The following is an 18,952-nucleotide window of genomic DNA, read 5'->3' as shown; positions in this document are numbered from 1 at the left end:
CCTTGTCCAAGCGTATCACCATCGACCCCATCACCCGGATCGAAGGCCACCTGCGCATCGACGTCGAAGTCGATGGCGGCAAGGTCACCAAGGCGTGGTCGTCCGGCCAGATGTGGCGCGGCGTCGAGCTGATCCTGCTCGGCCGCGACCCCCGCGATGCCTGGGCCATCACCCAGCGCATCTGCGGCGTCTGCACCACGGTCCACGCCATCACGTCGGTTCGCGCCGTCGAGAACGCGCTGAACCTGGAAGTGCCGGTCAACGCCCAGTTCATCCGTAACATGATCGCCTCGGCCCACGCCCTGCACGATCACATCGTCCACTTCTACCATCTGTCGGCGCTGGATTTCGTCGACGTGGTGTCGGCGCTGAAGGCCGATCCGGTCAAGACCAGCCAGCTGGCTGAATCCTTGTCCGACTGGCCGATGAATTCCAAGCACGTCATGACCCAGACCCTGGAAAAGCTGAAGAGCTTCGTGGGGTCCGGTCAGCTGGGTCCGTTCGCCAACGGCTATTGGGGCCATCCGGCGATGAAGCTGTCGCCCGAGGTCAACCTGCTGGCGGTCGCCCACTATCTGCAGGCGCTGGAAGCCCAGCGTCACGCCAACAAGATCGTCACCATCCTGGGGTCGAAGTCGCCGCACATCCAGAACCTGGCGGTCGGCGGCGTCGCCAACCCGATCGACACCAACAGCCAGTCTAACCTGACCATCGAGCGCCTGCTGGCGGTCAAGGAGCATATCGACGCGCTGGCCGAGTTCACCCGCAAGGTCTATCTGCCCGACGTCGCCGCCATCGGCGCCTTCTACGCCGACTGGACCAAGTACGGTGCCGGCGTCACCAACTACATCTCCAGCCCCGACTTCCCGACCGATTCCAAGGGCACCCAGTTCATGGTGCCGGGTGGCCACGTCCCGAACGGCGACCTGAAGTCCTACAAGCCGTTCACCAAGTTCGGCGACGACTACCTGATGGGCGGCGTCGAGGAATCGGTCAAGCATGCCTGGTACGAATACTCGAAGCCCGGCCCGCTGCACCCCTATGTCGGCGAGACCAAGCCCAAGTACACCGACTTCCAGGACGAAGGGAAGTACAGCTGGCTGAAGGCTCCGACCTTCTATGGCAAGCGCGCCCAGGTCGGCCCGCTGGCCAACGTGCTGTGCGGCCTGGCCGCCGGCCACCAGCCGACCGTCACCTACGCGACCCAGATGCTGGACCGCGTGGGCGGCCTGCTGGGCGCCAAGGTCGGCCCGGAAATCCTGCACTCGACGGTGGGCCGCCATGCGGCGCGCGCCATCCGCTCGGGCGTCATGTGCGAGGTGCTGGCCCAGAACTGGTCGATGCTGCTGGAAAACATCGGCAAGGGCGACACCACCACCTTCAACAAGCCGACCTTCCCCAAGGGCGAGGTTCGGGGCTTCGGCATGCACGAAGCGCCGCGCGGCCTGTTGTCGCACTGGACCGTCATCAAGGACGGCAAGATCGCCAACTACCAGTGCGTGGTGCCGTCGACCTGGAACGCCGGTCCGCGCGACGAGAACGACGCCATCGGTCCGTACGAGGCCTCGCTGATGGACAACCCCATCGCCGATGCCGAACTGCCGCTGGAAGTGCTGCGCACCGTCCACTCGTTCGACCCCTGCCTGGCCTGCGCGGTTCACGTCCACGACGACGAGAAGCGCGAGATCGTTCAGGTCAAGGCTTTGTAATGTGCTAGTCTGGCCCGGTCGCCATGGGGCGGCCGGGCCTTTTATTTGGAGAATCGTCCATGCGTGTCGTGGTTCTGGGGGTTGGCAATATCCTGATGTCCGACGAAGGGGTCGGGGTCTATGCCGTCACCGAACTGGACAAGCTTTATGCCTTGCCAGACTGGGTCGAAGTGATCGACGGCGGCACCTCGGGCATGGATTGCCTGGACCGCATCGCCGATGCCGACCTGCTGCTGATCGCCGACAGCATGCGTAGCCCGGGCAAGCAGCCCGGCGACATCACCCGCATCGCCGACGAAGAAATCAATGCCTGGTTCAAGACCCGCATTTCGCCCCATCAGGTCGGCCTGTCCGACGTGCTGGCGGCCTGCGTGTTCCAGGGCATCGCGCCCAAGAAGGTGGTGCTGGTCGGCGTGCAGCCCGCCAGCTTCGACACCGCGATGGAGCTGACCCCCCAAGTGGCCGCCGTGCTGCCCCAGGTGATCGAGCGTCTGGTCGCCGAGCTGGTGGATTTCGGCGTGACCGTCCACGCCAAGGCGGCGGCGTAACCCGCCATGTGCATGGCCGTGCCCTCCCGCATCGTCGCCATCGACGGCCAGACCGCGACGGTCGAGGCGTTCGGGCGCGAGCGCCAGACCAGCCTGATGCTGCTGGACGAGGAGGCCCTGGTGGGCGACTACGTCATCCTAGGCGCCGGGGGCAATTTCGCCGCTGAAAAGGTGCCCCAGGAAACCGCGTTGGCGACCCTGGAATACCTGTCCGGCGTATTGGCCGACGGCCTGGCCTGATGGGCTTTCCCGAGGCCGGCATCACCGTGGCGCTGAAAGTCGGGCATGGGACGGTGCGCGCCGTCGAGATCGGCTCGACCCGGCTGGTCAAGGCCGCAGCCATGTTCGCCGGCAAAAGCCCGGCCGAGGTGCTGACCATCCTGCCGACCCTGTTCGCCCTGTGCGGCACCGCCCAGGCCCTGACCGGCCTGGAAGCGATGGAACAGGCCGGCGGCCTGTTCGCCTCGCCGGCCACCCGCGCGGCCCGGCGCATCCTGGTTTCCGCCGAGGCCGTCGCCGAGCACGGCATGGCGCTGGCCCGCGACTGGCCGATGCTGATGGGCGAACGCCCCGACATGGAGACCGCCCGCAAGTTCAAGCGGACCTTGGCGACGGTCAGGCAGCATCTTTATCCCGATGGCGACTGGCTGACCCTTGGCGGCGGCCGTCTGGCCCCCGACATCTCGCACCTGTTGGCCGACATCGCCGAGGCCCAGGCCGCCTTCGCCCATTGCCTGGGCGGCCAGGTCACCGGGCTGCTGAAGGACCGCAACACCTTCCGGGCCTGGATGACCCAGGCCCCCACCGCCATCGGCCGCATGCTGGCCCAGGTGGTCAGCGAGGCGCAGGCGTCGTTTGGCGCCGCCGATTTGCTGGCCATGCCCGAGAACGGCCCGCCCGATCTGGCCGAGCGGCTGGATGGCGACCCGGACGGACTTTATCTGGCGCGCCCCGATTATCGGGGCCAGGTCCTGGAAACCGGCGCGCTGGCCCGCAACCATACCCATCCGCTGGTGGCGGCGATCCTGCGGCACGAAGGTGCCGGCCTGCTGGCCCGGCTGACCGCCCGGCTGGTCGATGTCGCGGCGGCCTTGCATGAAATGGCATCGCTGGTGCAGGATTTGAAAGCCGAAGCCGCCGGGGCTGCCCGGTTGGGCTCGGGCCAGGGCCTGGCCGCCACCCAGGCGGCGCGGGGATTGCTGGCGCATCGCGTTCATCTGGCGGAGGGCCGCGTGAGCCTTTATCGCATCCTGGCTCCGACCGAATGGAACTTCCACCCCGCAGGCCCGCTGGCCCGCGGCCTGACCGGCATCCGGGCCGATGGCGACCTGGCCGCCCGGGCGGGGCTTTTGGTCGCCGCCCTGGACCCGTGCGTGACCTGCCAGGTCAGCGTGGAGGCCCCCTGATGCACGAGATGAGCCTGACCGAAGGCGTTGTCCGCATCCTCGAGGACCAGGCGGCGGCCCACAACTTCACCAAAGTCAAGACGGTGTGGCTAGAAATCGGCGAACTTTCCCAGGTCGATCCCGATTCGATGCTGTTCTGCTTCGACGCCGTCACCCGGGGGTCTTCGGTCGCGGCCGGGGCCAGGTTGGAAATCGTCCGGGTCCCCGGCGAAGGCTTTTGTCTGGATTGCGCCAAGAGTGTCAAACTGGCGTCCCGGGTCGATGGCTGCCCCGAATGCGGCGGCTTCGCGCTCAGCGTCACCCAGGGCGCCGACATGCGGATCAAGGAATTGGAGGTCGAGTGATGTGCACGGTGTGCGGCTGCGGCGAGTCGAAGCTGGAACATTCCCACGACCATCATCATGGTCACGACCACCATCACTCCCATCCCCATGATCACCATCACGATCATGACCACGATCATGACCACCATCACCACGACCATGATCACGACCACGATCATGACCACCATCACCACCATCATGGCGACGACCTGCATTTCGGCACCGGCATCGCCGGCGTGCATGTGCCGGGCTTAAGCCAAAGCCGCATCATCCAGATCGAGCAGGATATCCTGGGCCGCAACAACGACCTGGCCGGGGCCAACCGCACCTGGCTGACCAATCGCGGCATCTTCGCCTTGAACCTGGTCTCCAGCCCCGGCTCGGGCAAGACCACGCTGCTTTGCAAGACCATCGAGGCCCTGGCCGGCCGCTTCCCGGTCGCGGTGATCGAGGGCGATCAGCAGACCAGCAACGACGCCGACCGCATCCGCGCCACCGGGGCGCCGGCGGTGCAGGTCAACACCGGCAAGGGCTGTCACCTGGATGCCGACATGGTGGCCAAGGCGCTGATCCGGCTGGACCCGGCCAGCCGCTCGGTGCTGTTCATCGAAAATGTCGGCAATCTGGTCTGCCCGGCCGCCTTTGATCTGGGCGAGGCCCACAAGGTCGCCATCTTGTCGGTGACCGAGGGCGAGGATAAGCCCATCAAGTATCCCGACATGTTCGCCGCCGCCAACCTGATGATCCTGACCAAGACCGACCTGCTGCCGCATCTTGATTTCGATGTTGATGCCGCCATCGCCTATGCCCGCAGGGTCAACCCCAACATCGCCGTTTTGCAGGTGTCGGCCAAGAATGGCCAGGGCATGGATCAGTGGCTGGACTGGATTAGCCAGGGCCAGCAAGCCGCCGCCAAGGCCGGGACCAGGCCTTGACCACCGTCGCCGCCACCATCGCCCTGCCCCGCTCCGGGCCGTCGGTGCTGGCGGTGGGCGCCTTCCTGAAAAACACCGTTTGCGTCACCAAGGGGGACCGCGCCTATCTGTCGCCGGTCCATGGCGATCTGGGGACGCCCGACTCGATCGCCCTCTTCGAGCATTCGGCCGAGGCGATGGTGCGCGAACTGGGCGTCAAGCCGGTCCGCGTCGCCCACGATCTGCATCCCGACTTCCATTCCACCCGCTTCGCCCAGGCGCTGGACCTGCCGGCCCTGGCGGTGCAACACCACCACGCCCACGCCGCCGCCATCGCCGCCGAGCACGGCCACGCAGCCCCCATCCTGGGCCTGTCGCTGGACGGCTTCGGGCTGGGGCCGGAAAACCAGGCCTGGGGCGGCGAGCTGCTTTATTGCGAAGGGGCCGATTTCCGCCGCCTGGGCCATCTGGTCCACATCGCCCAACCCGGCGGCGACAAGGCCGCCCGCGAACCCTGGCGCATGGCCGCCGCCTGGCTGCACAAGCTGGGTCGCGCCGACGAAATCGCCTCGCGCTGGAAGGGCATTCCCGCCGCCAGCCGGCTGGGGATGGTGCTGGACAAGGGGCTGAACGCGCCCATCACCTCGTCGGCCGGGCGGCTGTTCGATGCCGCCTGCGGCCTGCTGGGCGTCCACCCGGTCGCCGAATTCGAGGGCCAGGCGCCGATGGCGCTGGAAGCCCTGGTCGATCACCCGGCCATCCTGGCCTCGGGGTGGATTCTGGAACGCGGCGTGCTGGATTTCGCGCCCTTGATGAGCCTGCTGGCCTCTTGCCCCGAGCCCAGGGACGGTGCCAACCTGTTCCATGGCACCTTGATCGCCGGCCTGGCCGATTGGTGCGTGTGGGGGGCCGAATCAACCGGCTGTCGCACCATTGCCCTGGGCGGCGGCTGTTTCTTCAACCGCGTCCTGACCGCCGGGCTGGTGCCCGAGTTGGAACGGCGCGGCCTTGTCCCGTTGACCGCCACCCAGGCGTCGCCGGGCGATGCCGGTTTGTCTTTGGGCCAGGCGTGGATCGCCGCCCTTCGGGAGATGTAAGCGCATGTGTCTGGCCCTTCCCTCGCTGGTGACCGAATTGCTGGACGGCGACCAGGCCAAGGTCGATCTGGGCGGCGTCACCAAGGCGGTTTCGCTGGCCCTGGTCGATGGCGTGGCGGTTGGCGACTATGTCATCGTCCATGTCGGCTATGCCCTGACCAAGGTCGATCCCGCGGAGGCCGAAAAGACCCTGGCGCTATGGGCCGAGATGCAGGAAACGGGCGCCCTTACATGAAATATATCGACGAGTTCAGGGACGGCGACGCAGCAGGACGCCTGGCGGCCGCCATCCGCGCCGAGGCCGATCCGGCTCGCACCTACCACATCATGGAATTCTGCGGCGGCCACACCCACGCCATCAGCCGCTATGGCCTGGAAGACCTGCTGCCGGCCAATGTCCGCATGATCCACGGCCCCGGCTGCCCGGTCTGCGTGCTCCCCGTCGGCCGCATCGATGCCGCCATCTGGCTGGCCCGCCAACCGGGCGTGATCTTGTGCACCTATGGCGACATGCTCCGCGTGCCGGGCTCGAAGCGCCTGTCGCTGTTGAAGGTCAAGGCCGAGGGGGCGGACATCCGCATGGTCTATTCGACCCTGGACGCCGTCAAGCTGGCCGCCGACAATCCCGATCGAAGCGTGGTGTTCTTCGCCATCGGCTTCGAGACCACCACGCCGCCGACGGCGGTCGCCGTCAAGCAGGCCGCCGCCCTGGGGCTTTCCAATTTCTTCGTGTTCTGCAACCACGTTCTGACTCCCTCGGCCATCACCCAGATCCTGGACAGCCCCGAGGTGCGCGAGCTGGGCACGGTGCAGTTGGACGCCTTCATCGGCCCGGCCCATGTTTCGACCATCATCGGATCGGCCCCTTACGAATATTTCGCCGAGGAATATCAGCGTCCGGTGGTGATCGCCGGCTTCGAGCCGTTGGACGTGCTGCAGGCGGTGCGCATGCTGGTGGCCCAGATCAACCAGGGCCGCTTCGAGGTGGAAAACGAGTTCGCCCGCGCCGTCACCCGCGACGGCAACCCCAAGGCCAAGGCCCTGGTGGCCGAGATGTTCGAGTTGCGCAAAAGTTTCGAATGGCGCGGCCTGGGGCTGGTGCCCTATTCCGGCCTTCGCATCAAGGACGCCTTCGCCGCCTTCGATGCCGAGCGCCACTGGGACGTGCCGGCCGACAGCGTCGCCGACAACAAGGCCTGCGAATGCGGCGCCATCTTGCGCGGCGTCAAGAAGCCCACCGACTGCAAGCTGTTCGGCACCGTGTGCACGCCCGAGAACCCCATGGGCAGCTGCATGGTCTCGGCCGAGGGCGCCTGCGCCGCCCATTGGACCTATGGACGTTTCCGCGATGCCTGAGATCAGCAGGTTCCTGGGCATGATCATCGCGATGTATTACGACGATCACGCGCCGCCGCATTTCCACGTCCGCTACGGCGACCACGAAGCGGTGATCGCGATAGATTCGCTGGCCTGCCTGAGCGGCCGTTTGCCGCCTCGCGCCCTGGGTCTTGTGATAGAATGGGCGGCGGCCCATCGCGCGCAACTGGCCGAGGATTGGAACCTGGCGCGCAACGACCTGCCCTTGAAGAAGATCGAACCGCTGGAGTAAGGCATGGACCGAGACGTTGTCGCCGTGACCCGGACGGGAGAGTTCACCTTGCGCCTGACCTTTGGCGACGGAACCGTGGGCGAGGTGGATTTCGCCTCTGTCCTGTCGTTCAAGGGGGTGTTCGCCCCCCTCAAGGATCCAAGCGAGTTCGCCAAGGTCGCCGTCAACCCCGAGATCGGCACCATCTGCTGGCCCGGCGGTGCCGACATCGATCCCTACGTGCTGTATTCCCGCGTCACCGGCGCCCCGCTTCCCGGACAGAACTAGCATGACCCTGCCCCGCCGCACCCATCCCCGCCCGCTGGACATTACCCACGGCCGCATCGATCTGACCCATGGCGGCGGCGGCCGCGCCATGGCCCAACTGGTCGATGAATTGTTCGTCGCCGCCTTCGACAACGAGGCCTTGAACCAGGGCAACGACCAGGCAGAATTCGTGGTGCCCCAGGGCCGCATGGTGATGAGCACCGACGGCTATGTCATCAGCCCGCTCTTCTTTCCCGGCGGCGACATCGGCAGCCTGGCGGTGCACGGCACCGTCAACGACGTCGCCATGGCCGGCGCCGTGCCGCATTCGCTGTCGGCCGGCTTCATCATCGAGGAAGGCTTCCCGCTGGCCGACTTGAAGCGCATCGTCGACAGCATGGCCGCCGCCTCGAAGGCCGCCGGCGTGCCGGTGGTCACCGGCGACACCAAGGTGGTGGAAAAGGGCAAGGGCGACGGCATCTTCATCACCACCGCCGGCATCGGCTTCGTGCCGCCGGGCGTTCGGATTTCCGGCGACCGCGCCCGCCCGGGCGACGCCATCCTGATCTCGGGCACCATGGGCGATCACGGCGTCGCGGTGATGAGCCAGCGAGAATCCCTTGGCTTCGAAAGCGCCATCTTGTCGGATTCGGCCGCACTGCACACCCTGGTCGCCGCCATGGTCGCCGACTGCCCCGGCATCCGGGTATTGCGCGACCCGACCCGCGGCGGCCTGGCCGCCACCTTGAACGAGATCGCCGCCCAATCGGCCACCGGCATGGTCATCGACGAGCGCGCCGTACCGGTCAAGGACGCGGTGCGCGGCGCCTGCGAGCTTCTGGGCCTGGACCCGCTTTACGTCGCCAACGAGGGCAAGCTGATCTGCATCTGCGATGCCGCCGACGCCGACCGGCTGCTGGCGGTGATGCGCGCCCACCCGCTGGGAACGGATGCCGCCCGCATCGGCACCTGCGAGGCCGATCCCCACCATTTCGTCCGAATGAAGACCGCGATGGGCGGAACCCGGGTGGTCGATTGGCTGGCCGGCGAACAATTGCCCCGGATCTGCTGACATGCGCATCCTGCTTCTGGCCCATTCCTTCAATTCGCTGACCCAGCGCCTGTGGGTCGAACTGACCCAACGCGGCCACGCCGTCAGCCTGGAATTCGACGTCAACGATGCCGTCACCACCCAGGCGGTCGAGCTGGCCCGGCCCGATCTGATCATCGCGCCCTTCCTGAAGCGGGCCATCCCCGAGCAGGTATGGCGAAACCATACCTGCCTGGTGGTCCATCCCGGCCCGATCGGCGATCGCGGCCCCTCGGCCCTGGACTGGGCCATCCTGGAAGGCGAGCAGAGCTGGGGCGTGACCGTGCTGCAGGCGGTGTCGGAAATGGATGCCGGCCCGGTCTGGGCGCACCGCACCTTCACCATGCGCGAAGCCACCAAATCCTCGATCTACCGAAACGAGATCACCGAGGCGGCGGTGTCGGCGGTGCTGGAAGCGGTGGACCACAGCCCCGTCCCCGAATTGCCGCGCCGGTCGTGGTGGAAGCCCCAGATGCGCCAGAAGGACCGCGCCATCGCTTGGGCCAAGGACGACAGCGCCACCATCTTGCGCAAGATCCGCGCATCCGACGGCACGCCCGGCGTTCTGGACGACGGACTTTACCTGCACGACGCCCACCCATCGGAAGGATTGGAAGGTGCGCCTGGCACCTGGATCGCCCGGCGCGGCCACCAATTGGCCCGGGCCACCACCGACGGCGCGGTGTGGATCGGCCATCTTGGTGCCAACGGCTTGAAGCTGCCGGCGGCCCAGGTGCTGCCCGAGATCGCCGCCTCGCTGCCCACCATGCCCGGCCATCACGACATCTGGTATGACGAGAAGGGCGCGGTCGGCTTCCTGCACTTTCCCTTCCACAACGGCGCCATGAGCACCGATCAATGCCGCCGGCTGGAAGCGGCCTTCCATGATGCGGCCAAGCGGCCGACCAAGGTGATCGCCCTGATGGGCGGGCCGGATTTCTGGTCGAACGGCATCCACCTGTCGACCATCGAGGCGGCGGCCAGCCCGGCCGATGAATCCTGGGCCAACATCAACGCCATGAACGATCTGTGCCGTGCCGTGATCACCTGCACCAGCCACCTGACGGTGGCGGCGATGCAAGGCAATGGCGGCGCCGGCGGCGTGTTCATGGCGCTGGCCGCCGATCTGGTGTGGGCGCGCTCCGGCGTGGTGTTGAACCCCCATTACAAGGGCATGGGCAATCTGTACGGCTCGGAATACTGGACCTATCTGCTACCCAAACGCTGCGGCGAGGAAGCCGCCCGCCAGGTGACCCAGGCGCGCCTGCCGGTGGGAACGGCCGAGGCCCAGCGCCTGGGCCTGATCGACGATAGTTTCGGCACCTGCCCATCCAGCTTCCGCGCCGAGGCCGAGGCCCGCGCCCACGCTTTGGCCGCCGACCCGGCCATCGACGCCCGCATCGCCGCCAAGGGCCTGGCCCGCCTGGCCGACGAGGCGGAAAAGCCGCTGGAAACCTATCGCGCCGAGGAGCTGGAACGCATGAAGCTGAACTTCTACGGCTTCGACCCCAGCTACCACGTGGCGCGTTACAATTTCATCCGGAAAGTGCCGAAGTCGCGAACACCGCTTTATTTAGCAAGGCATCGGGGCAAGGGTTGAAGCACTGGAGAACCAACAGCCCCCTTCACCTGACGAGCCTGGCAATCTGTTGGAATTGGCCGGTTTGAGCAATCAAGGACACAGCACCGCCATGATGCGCCGCACATTTATCATCGCATATGGGGCAATCATGATCGCCAGTGGATGCTACGCTGATGAATGCCATTGGACCGAAACGCCAAACGCACACATGCCTGAATATTCAACATGTGATGACGCCGCGCTCGAAGACATTGTCAACAATTACACCAACAACATGAAGCAACTAATTTTGAAAAATTACAAAAAACACACTGAGATCGGAACAAGTTTAATTGGAACTGGAATTTTTCATACATTCGATAACGGTGACGGTCATTTTGCAGAGTTTTACACAAAAGACAATGGACCAATAGTCGTAACAGCAATATTTCTACACGATGCCATTCATCACGACGAACGCACCGCAGAAGGTTTCTTAAGAAAAATTGGCTCGGTACACCAAACCATAAAAATGAATACCACTGTAATTGATTTAAGCTCTAGATGCACACTACTTAACGCCTTCGTACAAGACGGCATAATACAGCGCATACTAATTAACAACATAATTGTGACAAACAGCCAGAATTCATTTTTCCCTGATGACAGTGAGGGCAAGGAACCCTGCGACATAACGCGGGAATTGTCCCCGTAAGGCTGTCCATCGCCTGAGAACGTGCGGAAACTTGCAAAGGCGCCCCCCTACGCCACCGTCGCCGCCCGCCGCACCGCGACAATAAAAACAATCGCCGAGACGTTCATCACCAACGCATAGACGATGCTTGGCACCATCATCGCCTGACTGCCCAGCAGCGTCGCCGCGACGAAGATGCCCAGCGCGCCGTTCTGCAAGCCCGTCTCCAGCACCAGGGCGATGGTCTCGCGGCCGTCAAGCCCGGCGCCGCGCCCCGACAGGAAGGCCGCCGCCATCACCACCAGATTGACGGCGATGGCCGGCGGCAAAATCTCGCCGGCGTGGACCATCATCACATTCCATTGACTGGCGAAAGCGCCCACCACGATCAGCGCGAACAAGGCGGTGGCGATTTGGCGGGCCGGATTGCGCACACTTCCCGCCAGCCTGGGCGCCCAGCGATTGATGGCCATGCCCACCAGCAAGGGCAAGGTGGCGACGGCGAACAGGCCGCCGGTCATGCGGGCGATGGGCAAATCCACCGGGGCGGCCCGGCCCATGAAATGGGTCAGCGCCCAATCGACCACCAACGGCACCGTCACATTGTCGGTGATCGAGGTGATGGCGGTCAGGGTGACGGCCAGGGCGGTGGCGCCGCCGGCCAGATGGGTCAGCAGGTTGGCGGTGATGCCGCCCGGGCAGGCCGCCAGGATCATCAGGCCGACGGCGAATTCCGGGCGCGGCCGGAAAATCGCGATGGCCCCCAGCGCCACCAGCGGCAGCAGCACCATCTTGCAGGCCAGACCCAGGGCCACGGCGCGGGGCCGGCTGGCCACCAGCCGGAAATCATCCAAAGTCAGGGCCAGGCCCATGCTGAACATGATGAAGGCCAGCCCCACCGGCAGGAAGATTTCGGCGATCAAAGCAGCGCCCCCAGGGCGGCCAGCACCGCCAGCATCACCTGGAAGCGGGCGGTGGCGGCCAGGATGGCGTTGAAGGCCGGCCCGCGCGGCCGGGTGGCGAAGTCGATGATCAGCCGGATCGCCAGCGGCGCCGCGCCCAGGCACACCCAACCGCCATCGGGCGCGGTGGGCGCCATCATCAGCGGGAACGGCGTCAGCATCATCAACGCATAGGCAACCCGCGAGCCGTCAATCCCCAGCCGGATCGCCAGGGTACGCCGTCCGACCAGACGGTCGGCTTCCAGGTCGCGGTAATTGTTGGCCATCAGCACGGCGGCCGCCGGCAGGCCAAGGGCCAGCCCGACCACCAGAACCTCGGCCGTCAGCTGACCCGCCTGCAGCCAGTGGGTGCCGGCCACCGCGCCAAGGCCGAAGAAGGCGACGACGAAGATTTCGCCCTGGGCGGTATAGGCGATTGGTCGCGGCCCGCCGGAATAGGCCCAGCCGGCCGCCAGCGAGGCCGCGCCCAGGGCCAGGATCGGCCAGCCGCCGACAGCGGCCAGATACAGGCCGACCAGCCCGGCCAGGGCGAAGCACAGCATAGCGGCGCGGCGCACCCGGTCGGGCGCCGCCCAGCCCAGGGCGGTAACCCTGGGCGGGCCTTGGCGCAGCGGCTGGTCGCCGCCCCGAAGCGCATCGCCCAGATCGTTCCACAGATTGGTGCCGGCCTGGATGGCCACGGCGCCGGCCAGCGTCGCTGCCAGCACCGATGGCGACAGTCGGCCAAAGCCGCTCCAGGCCAAAGCGGTGCCGGCCAGGACCGGGGCGACGGCGATGGTGAGCGTGCGCGGGCGAATCGCCGCCAGCCACAAACGCCAGCCGGTCGGCGGCTGGTCGCCCTGACTGGCCGGAGGCGGCGCGGTCGGCGGCTGATGGCTATGGCCGCCCTCGATCCTCATGATTTGGTCCCTTGGTGCAGGCAGGCGATGCCGAAAGTGTAATCGCGCCAGCCCACCTCGACCAGCCCGGCCGTGCGCATGGAATCGGCCAATTCATCGCGCTCGGGGAAGCGGCGGATCGATTCGACCAGATATTCATAGGCCGCCGGCTCGCGCGCCACCCACGCCCCCAGGCGGGGAATGACGTGGAACGACCAGGCATCGTAGAACGGACGGATCAACGGCCAGGCCTGCGAGAATTCCAGGCACAGCAAGCGGCCGCCGGGTTTCAGGACACGCACGATCTCGGCCAGGGCCTGGTCGGGCCGGGTGGTGTTCCTGAGCCCAAAGGCGATGGTCACCAGATCGACCGAGGAATCGGGAAAGGGCATCGCCTCGGCGGTGCCTTCGGCGAACCGCACCGAATCGGGGCAACGGGCGCGGCCGACCTCCATCATCGCCTTGCTTGGGTCGCACACCACCACCAGCCGGTCGGGGGCGGCCATCAGCCGGGCGATGTCGCCGGTGCCGCCGGCCAGATCGACGATGAACTGGCCGGGCTTGGCCGAGGCGCGGCGTGCCATGTCCCGCTTCCACAGGCGGTGCACGCCCATGCTCATGACGTCGTTCATCAGGTCGTAACGGCCGGCCACCGCCTGGAACACCGCGCGGATCTTTCCTTCGCGCTGTTCGGGCGTGACCTGGCTATTGCCGAACGTCCCCGACAGCGGCTCGGTCACGGCAGGTCGCCCTTGCGAAACACCCGATAGCCGGTCCAGGCCGCCAGCGTGCCCAAGCAAACCGGCCAGGCCAGGGCGAAGGCCAGATAGCCCTTGGCCCCCAGGGAATCGAGGATCACATAGGCCGCCGGCCCCAGCACCACCATCTGCGGGTCGAACAGCAAGATGGCGGCGGTGCGGAAGGATTGCAGCGGATTGACCAGCGCCAGCGACACCACCAGTTCCAGCGGCATGCGGTCGCGCACCATCACGCCCAGCAAGATCAGGTCCAGGAACAGCAGCAGCACCAGCCACAACAGGAAGGCCCCGGTCTGCGCCACGTCAGACGAGCGCGCCAGGGCCGAAATCAGCATGCCGAAGCCCAGGAACGACCAGGCCAGCGCCACCAGCAGCGCGGTATAGACGGCGAACAGGTCCCACGGCACGCCGATTTCCTGGAAGCTGGACCAGGCGGCGGCGCCGGCCATGGCCAGGAACACCGGCAGGAAGACCACAGAGAAGCGGCCGACCATCTTGCCCCAGTACCAGGCCGACAACGGCACCGGCAGCGACAGCATGTATTCGAAGATGCCAGCCTCGCGGTCGCCGGCCACCGAGCGGACGGTGGTGATCAGGATGAAGATCGGCAAGATGGCGACGCACAGCTGGATATAGGTCACCAGCAGCCGCGACAGGCCGGTGAAGCCCAGGATGCGCGATTCGGTCAGGCCGAACACGAACAGCACCACCACGATGCCGCCGAAGACCAGCGCATAGAACCCGAACCAGCGCGCCCGCAAGGATTCGGTGATGTCCAGCCAGGCGGCCCGCAACAAGGCGCTCATGTCAGGTGCTCCCCTGCTCGGGCGTTTCGCAGCGGCTGGTCGAGCCGCGTTCCAGGATGGTCTTCCTCAATTCGGCGAAGCTGATCGCCCCTGGCCGTTGCTCGGGCAGCGCGCCGAAATTGTGGGCCATCGGCGATTTCTTGCCCGACAGATACCAGGCCAGGCGGCCATCCAGCCACACCGACTTCTCGACGTCGCCGACCCAGAACTCGGTGGCGGGATCGTCGGCGAAGGGCTGCTTGGCCAACCACAGCACCGCGTCGCCCAGATCGTCGAACTTCGACACCTTCTTGTCAGGGCCGCCGCGCACTTGGGCGGCGAAGCGCGGATCGTCGATGATCATGCCGCAATAGGCGCAATATTCCTTGCCCCAGCGCACCTCGACCGGGCCGGTGCCCTTGTCCATGCAGGCCGACAGCGGCACCGCAAGGGCTGCGCCCAGCAGAGCCAGAACCCGACGCCGGGTTACACCACTACAGGAGCACATGGCGCACCCTCCTTGCCTTCGACCAGTTCCAGCCCGCCGATCAGGCCGGTATAACGCGACAGCATGCACATGAAGCGCAGGCGGTCGGGACCGTTGACCAGCCCCGACCATTCCCGGTCAGCGCCGGTGAAATGCCACTCGCCCAATGTGCGGGCGAAGGCGTCGTCGGGCCGGACCAGGGTGATCTTGCAGCGCATGCGGCTGGCCATGTCGACACTGTCGGCGACGCGGTCGTCCAACACCAACTGGCCCATATCCATCTCGATGACGCGGTTGACCAGGGCGGCGACCTCGTCCAGGCGGTGGCTGGTGATCAGCATGACGCCGCTTTCCTTACGGGCCGCCAGCAGGCGGAAAAAGATGTGACGGGCCTCGGGGTCCAGGTTGGCCGCCGGCTCGTCCATGATCAAGATGTCGGAATCGCGGCCCAGGGCCACGCCGATCAGGGTCTTCTGCTTCATGCCGCCCGATAGCTTGACGAAGGGCAGCTTGCGGATGCGGTCGTATTCCAGCCCCAGTTCCTCGATCACCGCCACCATGCGGGCCGGGTCGCTTTTGCACACGCTGGCGGCGAAGCCGATCAGTTCGCCCACCGGCATCTTCAGGGGCGGCGGGATCTGCGGCACGAAACCGACCCGGGCCAGCACCTCGCCGCGATGGTCGCGCGGCGCCAGGCCATCGACCGCGACCACGCCGTCATGGGTGTATTCGCCCAACAGGCAGCGGATCAAAGTGGTCTTGCCGGCGCCGTTCGAGCCGACCAGGGCGATGCGGTCGCCCTGGGCGATGTCCAGCGTGACCGCGTCGAGCACACGGGCCCGTTTGAAGGTCTTTGAGACGTTGCCGAAGCGGATCATGGCGAGCGTCGTCCTTTCCTACAGCAACTTGTCGAGGCCCTTGACCTCGAACTTCAGCGACCCGGTCGGGCAGATATCGACGCACAGGCCGCAGCGGGTGCAGTCGGCGCCGAGGCCGTTATTGACCTGGGGGGCATAGCCCTTCTTGGTCATGTCCAGCACATGGGGCACCAGGCACACCTTGCGGCACGCGCCTTCGTGGTGGCAGTCGAGCGGGCGATAGACGACGCGGACCGGGCTGACGGCGCCGACCACGGCATAGGTGATGCCGATCGGGCACATGTAGCGGCACCACATCCGCCGCGAATAGGCCACTTCCAGCGCCAGCAGCAAGGCGACGATCGCCAGGGCCAGGCTGGGGCCATAGATCAGGGCGCGGCTAAGGATGCCGGTGGGCGAGATGGTCTCGAACACGGTGTAGCCGGTGGCCAGCGCCAGGCCCGCGAAGATCACATACATCACCACCCGGGTGCGGCGGTGCAGCACATGGTCCTTGACCAGCTTCCTCGCCGCCAGCTTCAGGTGCAGCGCCTCGGCCCATTCGGCCAGCAGGTGATAGGGGCAGACCCACGAACAGAAGGTCCGCCCACCCAGCAGCCACCACATGAACAAGACGGTGGTGGTGCCGATGATCAGGTTGATCAGGATGGTCTTGAAGGCCAGCGTCACCTGCAGCGCCGAGTTGAGATCGGCGAAGTGGAAGCCGATGACCCGGGACGCGGTCAGCGCGCCTTCGATCAGCTGGACGTCGAAGCGGTAGGACAACACGAACAGAACGTTGACCAGCAACAACGTGATCCAGCGGCGATTGCGCCAGGTGTGGACGTTGTGGGACGCGTGCTGCTCGGCGATGATGGCGGCGCGCTCGGCCGAATCCAGCTTGTGGGCCCGCTTGGCCTCGTGGATAGCGGCGGCCTCGGCGGAGTATTCCTGAGGGGAAGGCTTGGTCGGATCGCGGCCCAGCATGATGGCCAGGGATTGGATCAGGCTCATGATTGCCCCCATTGCTTGCGGGCATCGATGACGATCGCCGCCGGCTCGGTCGGGCAGATCATCTCGCACATGCCGCAGCCGACACATTTCTCGGTGATCTCGGGGGTGCGGCGCTTGTCGGCGGAATCGTCGCTCATCGGCACCAGGCGGATGGCACCCTCGATCGGGCATTCACGGACGCACAGGTCGCACACTTCCAGGTCATAGGGATGGTCGGCGATCTTGATGGGGTTCCATCGATCGACCTTCTCGTAGCGATGGATGCCGGGAAAGCCAGCGCCGCGCGCCTGACCCTTGAAGCCGGCACCCTGGCGGGCCAGGCAGATGTCGGGCTTGTCCAGCCGGGCCAGGCCCATGCGGACCTCTTCCTTCTTGGACAGGGTATGGGTCAGCGCGCCGGTCGGGCAGGCCAGGATGCATTGCACCGCGTCGCACGAGAAGTCGCAGGCCTGGACGCGGGCATCGATATGGGGCACGCCCAGGCCGAAGCCTTCGGTGATGTCGCCTAAGACGATGGCCTCGACCGGGCAGACCTGGACGCACTGGCCGCACTTGATACACGAGGCCAGGAACTGCTTCTCGTCCAGCGCGCCGGGCGGGCGCAGGCGCGCCTCGTGCGCGCGGGCCAGCGGCAGCCAGCCGGCCAATGAGCCGCCGACCGCCAGGCCGCCCAGCAGGACCGAGCGCAGGAAGCGGCGGCGATATTCCAGTTGCACATGGGGCGGCGGCTTGGGCTTCGCGCTCATGATTTCCTCTCCTGGGCTCGGGCCACCACCGGATGGCCGTCCTCCAGCAACAATTCGGGTTCCGAGAAGGGGGCCAGGCGGTCCAGGAAGTCGATCACTTCCAGCACCGCCGTCCCCTTGAAGAAGCGGGTATTAGGCAGTTCCATCCAGATGCGGCTGGCGTAGTTCATCACCTTGTGCGGCCGGTCGCCGATGCCGTCGCCGTCTCGGTCGAAGCCTTCATAGGAATCCCACGAATTGCCGTCCCATTCGTTGCGCTTGGCCGATCCGCCGCCGAACACCGCCACCTCGGTCATGTTGCTTTCGATGCGGTTGCCGGTGAACACGTTGCCCTTCCAATCGTTCAGAAAGGAAATGGCGATGTCGTTGAAGGCGATGCGGTTGTTGGTGATGCGGTTGGTACTGTCGGGCTGGAACGGCGACACGTCGAGAAAGATGCCGTTGGCGCAATAGACCAGCTCGTTGCCCTCGATGACGATGTCGCTGGCTTCCTTCAGCGAGATGCAGGTGCCGGTGGCGCCGACCGAATGGGCGATGACGTTGCCGCGCACCACGTCGCCCTGGTCGTACATCATCGAGATGCCGGCCGAATTGTGCAGAAAGTGGTTGTTCTCGATGATGTTGTCGGCCGAGAACATGAAATGCAGGCCGTAGCGGTTGCCCTCCGACAGCGTGCCCGACACCTTGTTGCGCTTCGAGTACCACAGCACGAAGTCGCGGCTGTCCTTCAGCGTGTTGTCTTCCAGGGTGTTGTCGTCGGAATACCACAGGCGGATGCCGTCGCCCCGAAGCCCCAGGTCGCGCGGTTTCGAGGTGATGTGATTGCGGCGCAGGACGTTGAAATAGGATTGCTGCAGGTCGATACCGAACAGCGCATCCTCGATGAAATTGTCCTTGATGACGTTGTTGTTGCCGCGCACCTGGATGCCGGCATCCTCGGTGTCGTGATTCTCGCCGGTGCCGACCAGCTTCAGGCCGCGCACGGTGGCGCCCGAGGTCTTGACCACCAGCACCGTGCCGAACCCGCCGGCATCGATGGTGGCCTGGCCCTTGCCGTCCAGCACGATCGGCTTATCCACCACCAGGCGGCCGTTCCAGCGACCGGCGGGCACCACCAGTTCGGCGCCCGCATCGGCCTGGTCGATCATGTCCTGGATCAGGCGGGCGTCCTTGGCGGGCGGCGCCTGGATGGTCGCCCCCGACACAGCGGCCCACAGGGCGCCAAGGCCGGCAGCGACGGACAACAGGACCCGGGGCGAGGGTCGCAT

23 protein-coding genes are annotated in these 18,952 nt (G+C 66.0%); 14 read left to right on the top strand and 9 right to left on the bottom strand.

Annotated features, from left to right (window positions below; genetic code table 11):
* Nucleotides 1–2 precede the first annotated feature (2 nt).
* From A6A05_RS15405 to A6A05_RS20975, 14 genes are read left to right on the top strand one after another with little or no spacing between them, the layout of a single operon-like run.
* On the top strand, nucleotides 3–1,709 hold the full coding sequence (locus A6A05_RS15405) for a nickel-dependent hydrogenase large subunit (protein ID WP_068503182.1): 1,707 nt from the start codon (nucleotides 3–5) through the stop codon (nucleotides 1,707–1,709).
* 59 nt (nucleotides 1,710–1,768) lie between these two features.
* Entirely contained in the window at nucleotides 1,769–2,257 is a 489-nt protein-coding gene (locus tag A6A05_RS15400) for a HyaD/HybD family hydrogenase maturation endopeptidase (protein ID WP_068503179.1), read from the top strand.
* Between the two features lie 12 nt (nucleotides 2,258–2,269).
* Nucleotides 2,270–2,497, top strand: coding sequence for a HypC/HybG/HupF family hydrogenase formation chaperone (locus A6A05_RS15395; protein WP_245644314.1), 228 nt, complete (start codon nucleotides 2,270–2,272; stop codon nucleotides 2,495–2,497).
* Nucleotides 2,497–3,663, top strand: a complete 1,167-nt coding sequence (locus A6A05_RS15390) for a nickel-dependent hydrogenase large subunit (protein WP_068503173.1) — start codon at nucleotides 2,497–2,499, stop codon at nucleotides 3,661–3,663. Before A6A05_RS15395 ends, A6A05_RS15390 begins: the two co-directional genes overlap by 1 nt.
* Nucleotides 3,663–4,007: a hydrogenase maturation nickel metallochaperone HypA gene (hypA, locus tag A6A05_RS15385; RefSeq protein WP_082911004.1), complete on the top strand. Its 345-nt coding sequence runs from the start codon at nucleotides 3,663–3,665 to the stop codon at nucleotides 4,005–4,007. Before A6A05_RS15390 ends, hypA begins: the two co-directional genes overlap by 1 nt.
* Nucleotides 4,007–4,921, top strand: coding sequence for a hydrogenase nickel incorporation protein HypB (gene hypB / locus A6A05_RS15380; RefSeq protein WP_068503166.1), 915 nt, complete (start codon nucleotides 4,007–4,009; stop codon nucleotides 4,919–4,921). Before hypA ends, hypB begins: the two co-directional genes overlap by 1 nt.
* Nucleotides 4,918–5,997 carry a Kae1-like domain-containing protein gene (locus tag A6A05_RS15375; protein WP_068503163.1) on the top strand — a complete coding sequence of 360 codons (1,080 nt, stop codon included), beginning with the start codon at nucleotides 4,918–4,920 and terminating at the stop codon, nucleotides 5,995–5,997. Before hypB ends, A6A05_RS15375 begins: the two co-directional genes overlap by 4 nt.
* Nucleotides 5,998–6,001: 4 nt before the next feature.
* Nucleotides 6,002–6,232 carry a HypC/HybG/HupF family hydrogenase formation chaperone gene (locus A6A05_RS15370; RefSeq protein ID WP_068503162.1) on the top strand — a complete coding sequence of 77 codons (231 nt, stop codon included), beginning with the start codon at nucleotides 6,002–6,004 and terminating at the stop codon, nucleotides 6,230–6,232.
* On the top strand, nucleotides 6,229–7,353 hold the full coding sequence (gene hypD, locus A6A05_RS15365) for a hydrogenase formation protein HypD (RefSeq protein WP_068503159.1): 1,125 nt from the start codon (nucleotides 6,229–6,231) through the stop codon (nucleotides 7,351–7,353). Before A6A05_RS15370 ends, hypD begins: the two co-directional genes overlap by 4 nt.
* Nucleotides 7,346–7,606, top strand: a complete 261-nt coding sequence (locus A6A05_RS15360) for a DUF4160 domain-containing protein (RefSeq protein ID WP_068503280.1) — start codon at nucleotides 7,346–7,348, stop codon at nucleotides 7,604–7,606. The genes hypD and A6A05_RS15360 overlap by 8 nt, the downstream gene beginning before the upstream one ends.
* 3 nt (nucleotides 7,607–7,609) lie before the next feature.
* Nucleotides 7,610–7,873, top strand: a complete 264-nt coding sequence (locus tag A6A05_RS15355) for a DUF2442 domain-containing protein (protein WP_068503156.1) — start codon at nucleotides 7,610–7,612, stop codon at nucleotides 7,871–7,873.
* Nucleotide 7,874: 1 nt separating this feature from the next.
* Nucleotides 7,875–8,924 carry a hydrogenase expression/formation protein HypE gene (hypE, locus tag A6A05_RS15350; RefSeq protein ID WP_068503154.1) on the top strand — a complete coding sequence of 350 codons (1,050 nt, stop codon included), beginning with the start codon at nucleotides 7,875–7,877 and terminating at the stop codon, nucleotides 8,922–8,924.
* A 1-nt stretch (nucleotide 8,925) separates the two neighbouring features.
* Nucleotides 8,926–10,542 (top strand): enoyl-CoA hydratase-related protein, encoded by a 1,617-nt coding sequence (locus A6A05_RS15345; protein WP_068503151.1) that lies wholly within the window; start codon nucleotides 8,926–8,928, stop codon nucleotides 10,540–10,542.
* Nucleotides 10,543–10,591: 49 nt separating this feature from the next.
* On the top strand, nucleotides 10,592–11,218 hold the full coding sequence (locus tag A6A05_RS20975; protein ID WP_156521090.1) for a hypothetical protein: 627 nt from the start codon (nucleotides 10,592–10,594) through the stop codon (nucleotides 11,216–11,218).
* 47 nt (nucleotides 11,219–11,265) lie between these two features.
* On the opposite strand, the gene A6A05_RS15340 is transcribed toward A6A05_RS20975, so the two are convergent.
* From A6A05_RS15340 to nosD, 9 genes are read right to left on the bottom strand one after another with little or no spacing between them, the layout of a single operon-like run.
* Complete coding sequence (locus A6A05_RS15340) at nucleotides 11,266–12,120, bottom strand: bile acid:sodium symporter family protein (protein WP_068503149.1); 855 nt, start codon at nucleotides 12,118–12,120, stop codon at nucleotides 11,266–11,268.
* Entirely contained in the window at nucleotides 12,117–13,058 is a 942-nt protein-coding gene (menA, locus tag A6A05_RS15335; protein WP_082911003.1) for a 1,4-dihydroxy-2-naphthoate octaprenyltransferase, read from the bottom strand. Before menA ends, A6A05_RS15340 begins: the two co-directional genes overlap by 4 nt.
* Complete coding sequence (locus A6A05_RS15330) at nucleotides 13,055–13,777, bottom strand: class I SAM-dependent methyltransferase (RefSeq protein WP_068503147.1); 723 nt, start codon at nucleotides 13,775–13,777, stop codon at nucleotides 13,055–13,057. The genes menA and A6A05_RS15330 overlap by 4 nt, the downstream gene beginning before the upstream one ends.
* The gene (locus A6A05_RS15325; RefSeq protein WP_068503144.1) at nucleotides 13,774–14,601 is read right to left on the bottom strand and encodes an ABC transporter permease; all 828 of its coding nucleotides are present in this window, start codon (nucleotides 14,599–14,601) and stop codon (nucleotides 13,774–13,776) included. Before A6A05_RS15325 ends, A6A05_RS15330 begins: the two co-directional genes overlap by 4 nt.
* Nucleotide 14,602: 1 nt before the next feature.
* On the bottom strand, nucleotides 14,603–15,088 hold the full coding sequence (locus A6A05_RS15320; protein WP_068503142.1) for a hypothetical protein: 486 nt from the start codon (nucleotides 15,086–15,088) through the stop codon (nucleotides 14,603–14,605).
* Nucleotides 15,067–15,945 (bottom strand): ABC transporter ATP-binding protein, encoded by an 879-nt coding sequence (locus tag A6A05_RS15315; RefSeq protein WP_068503139.1) that lies wholly within the window; start codon nucleotides 15,943–15,945, stop codon nucleotides 15,067–15,069. The genes A6A05_RS15320 and A6A05_RS15315 overlap by 22 nt, the downstream gene beginning before the upstream one ends.
* 18 nt (nucleotides 15,946–15,963) lie before the next feature.
* Entirely contained in the window at nucleotides 15,964–16,938 is a 975-nt protein-coding gene (locus A6A05_RS15310) for a NapH/MauN family ferredoxin-type protein (RefSeq protein WP_068503137.1), read from the bottom strand.
* Complete coding sequence (locus A6A05_RS15305) at nucleotides 16,935–17,684, bottom strand: 4Fe-4S dicluster domain-containing protein (protein WP_068503133.1); 750 nt, start codon at nucleotides 17,682–17,684, stop codon at nucleotides 16,935–16,937. Before A6A05_RS15305 ends, A6A05_RS15310 begins: the two co-directional genes overlap by 4 nt.
* The gene (gene nosD / locus A6A05_RS15300) at nucleotides 17,681–18,952 is read right to left on the bottom strand and encodes a nitrous oxide reductase family maturation protein NosD (protein ID WP_216635816.1); all 1,272 of its coding nucleotides are present in this window, start codon (nucleotides 18,950–18,952) and stop codon (nucleotides 17,681–17,683) included. Before nosD ends, A6A05_RS15305 begins: the two co-directional genes overlap by 4 nt.

This window comes from Magnetospirillum moscoviense, from assembly GCF_001650635.1.
Classification (GTDB): domain Bacteria; phylum Pseudomonadota; class Alphaproteobacteria; order Rhodospirillales; family Magnetospirillaceae; genus Magnetospirillum; species Magnetospirillum moscoviense.
The sequence above is the reverse complement of the archived record's forward strand: the minus strand, read 5'-3'. Positions and strand labels throughout refer to the sequence as shown.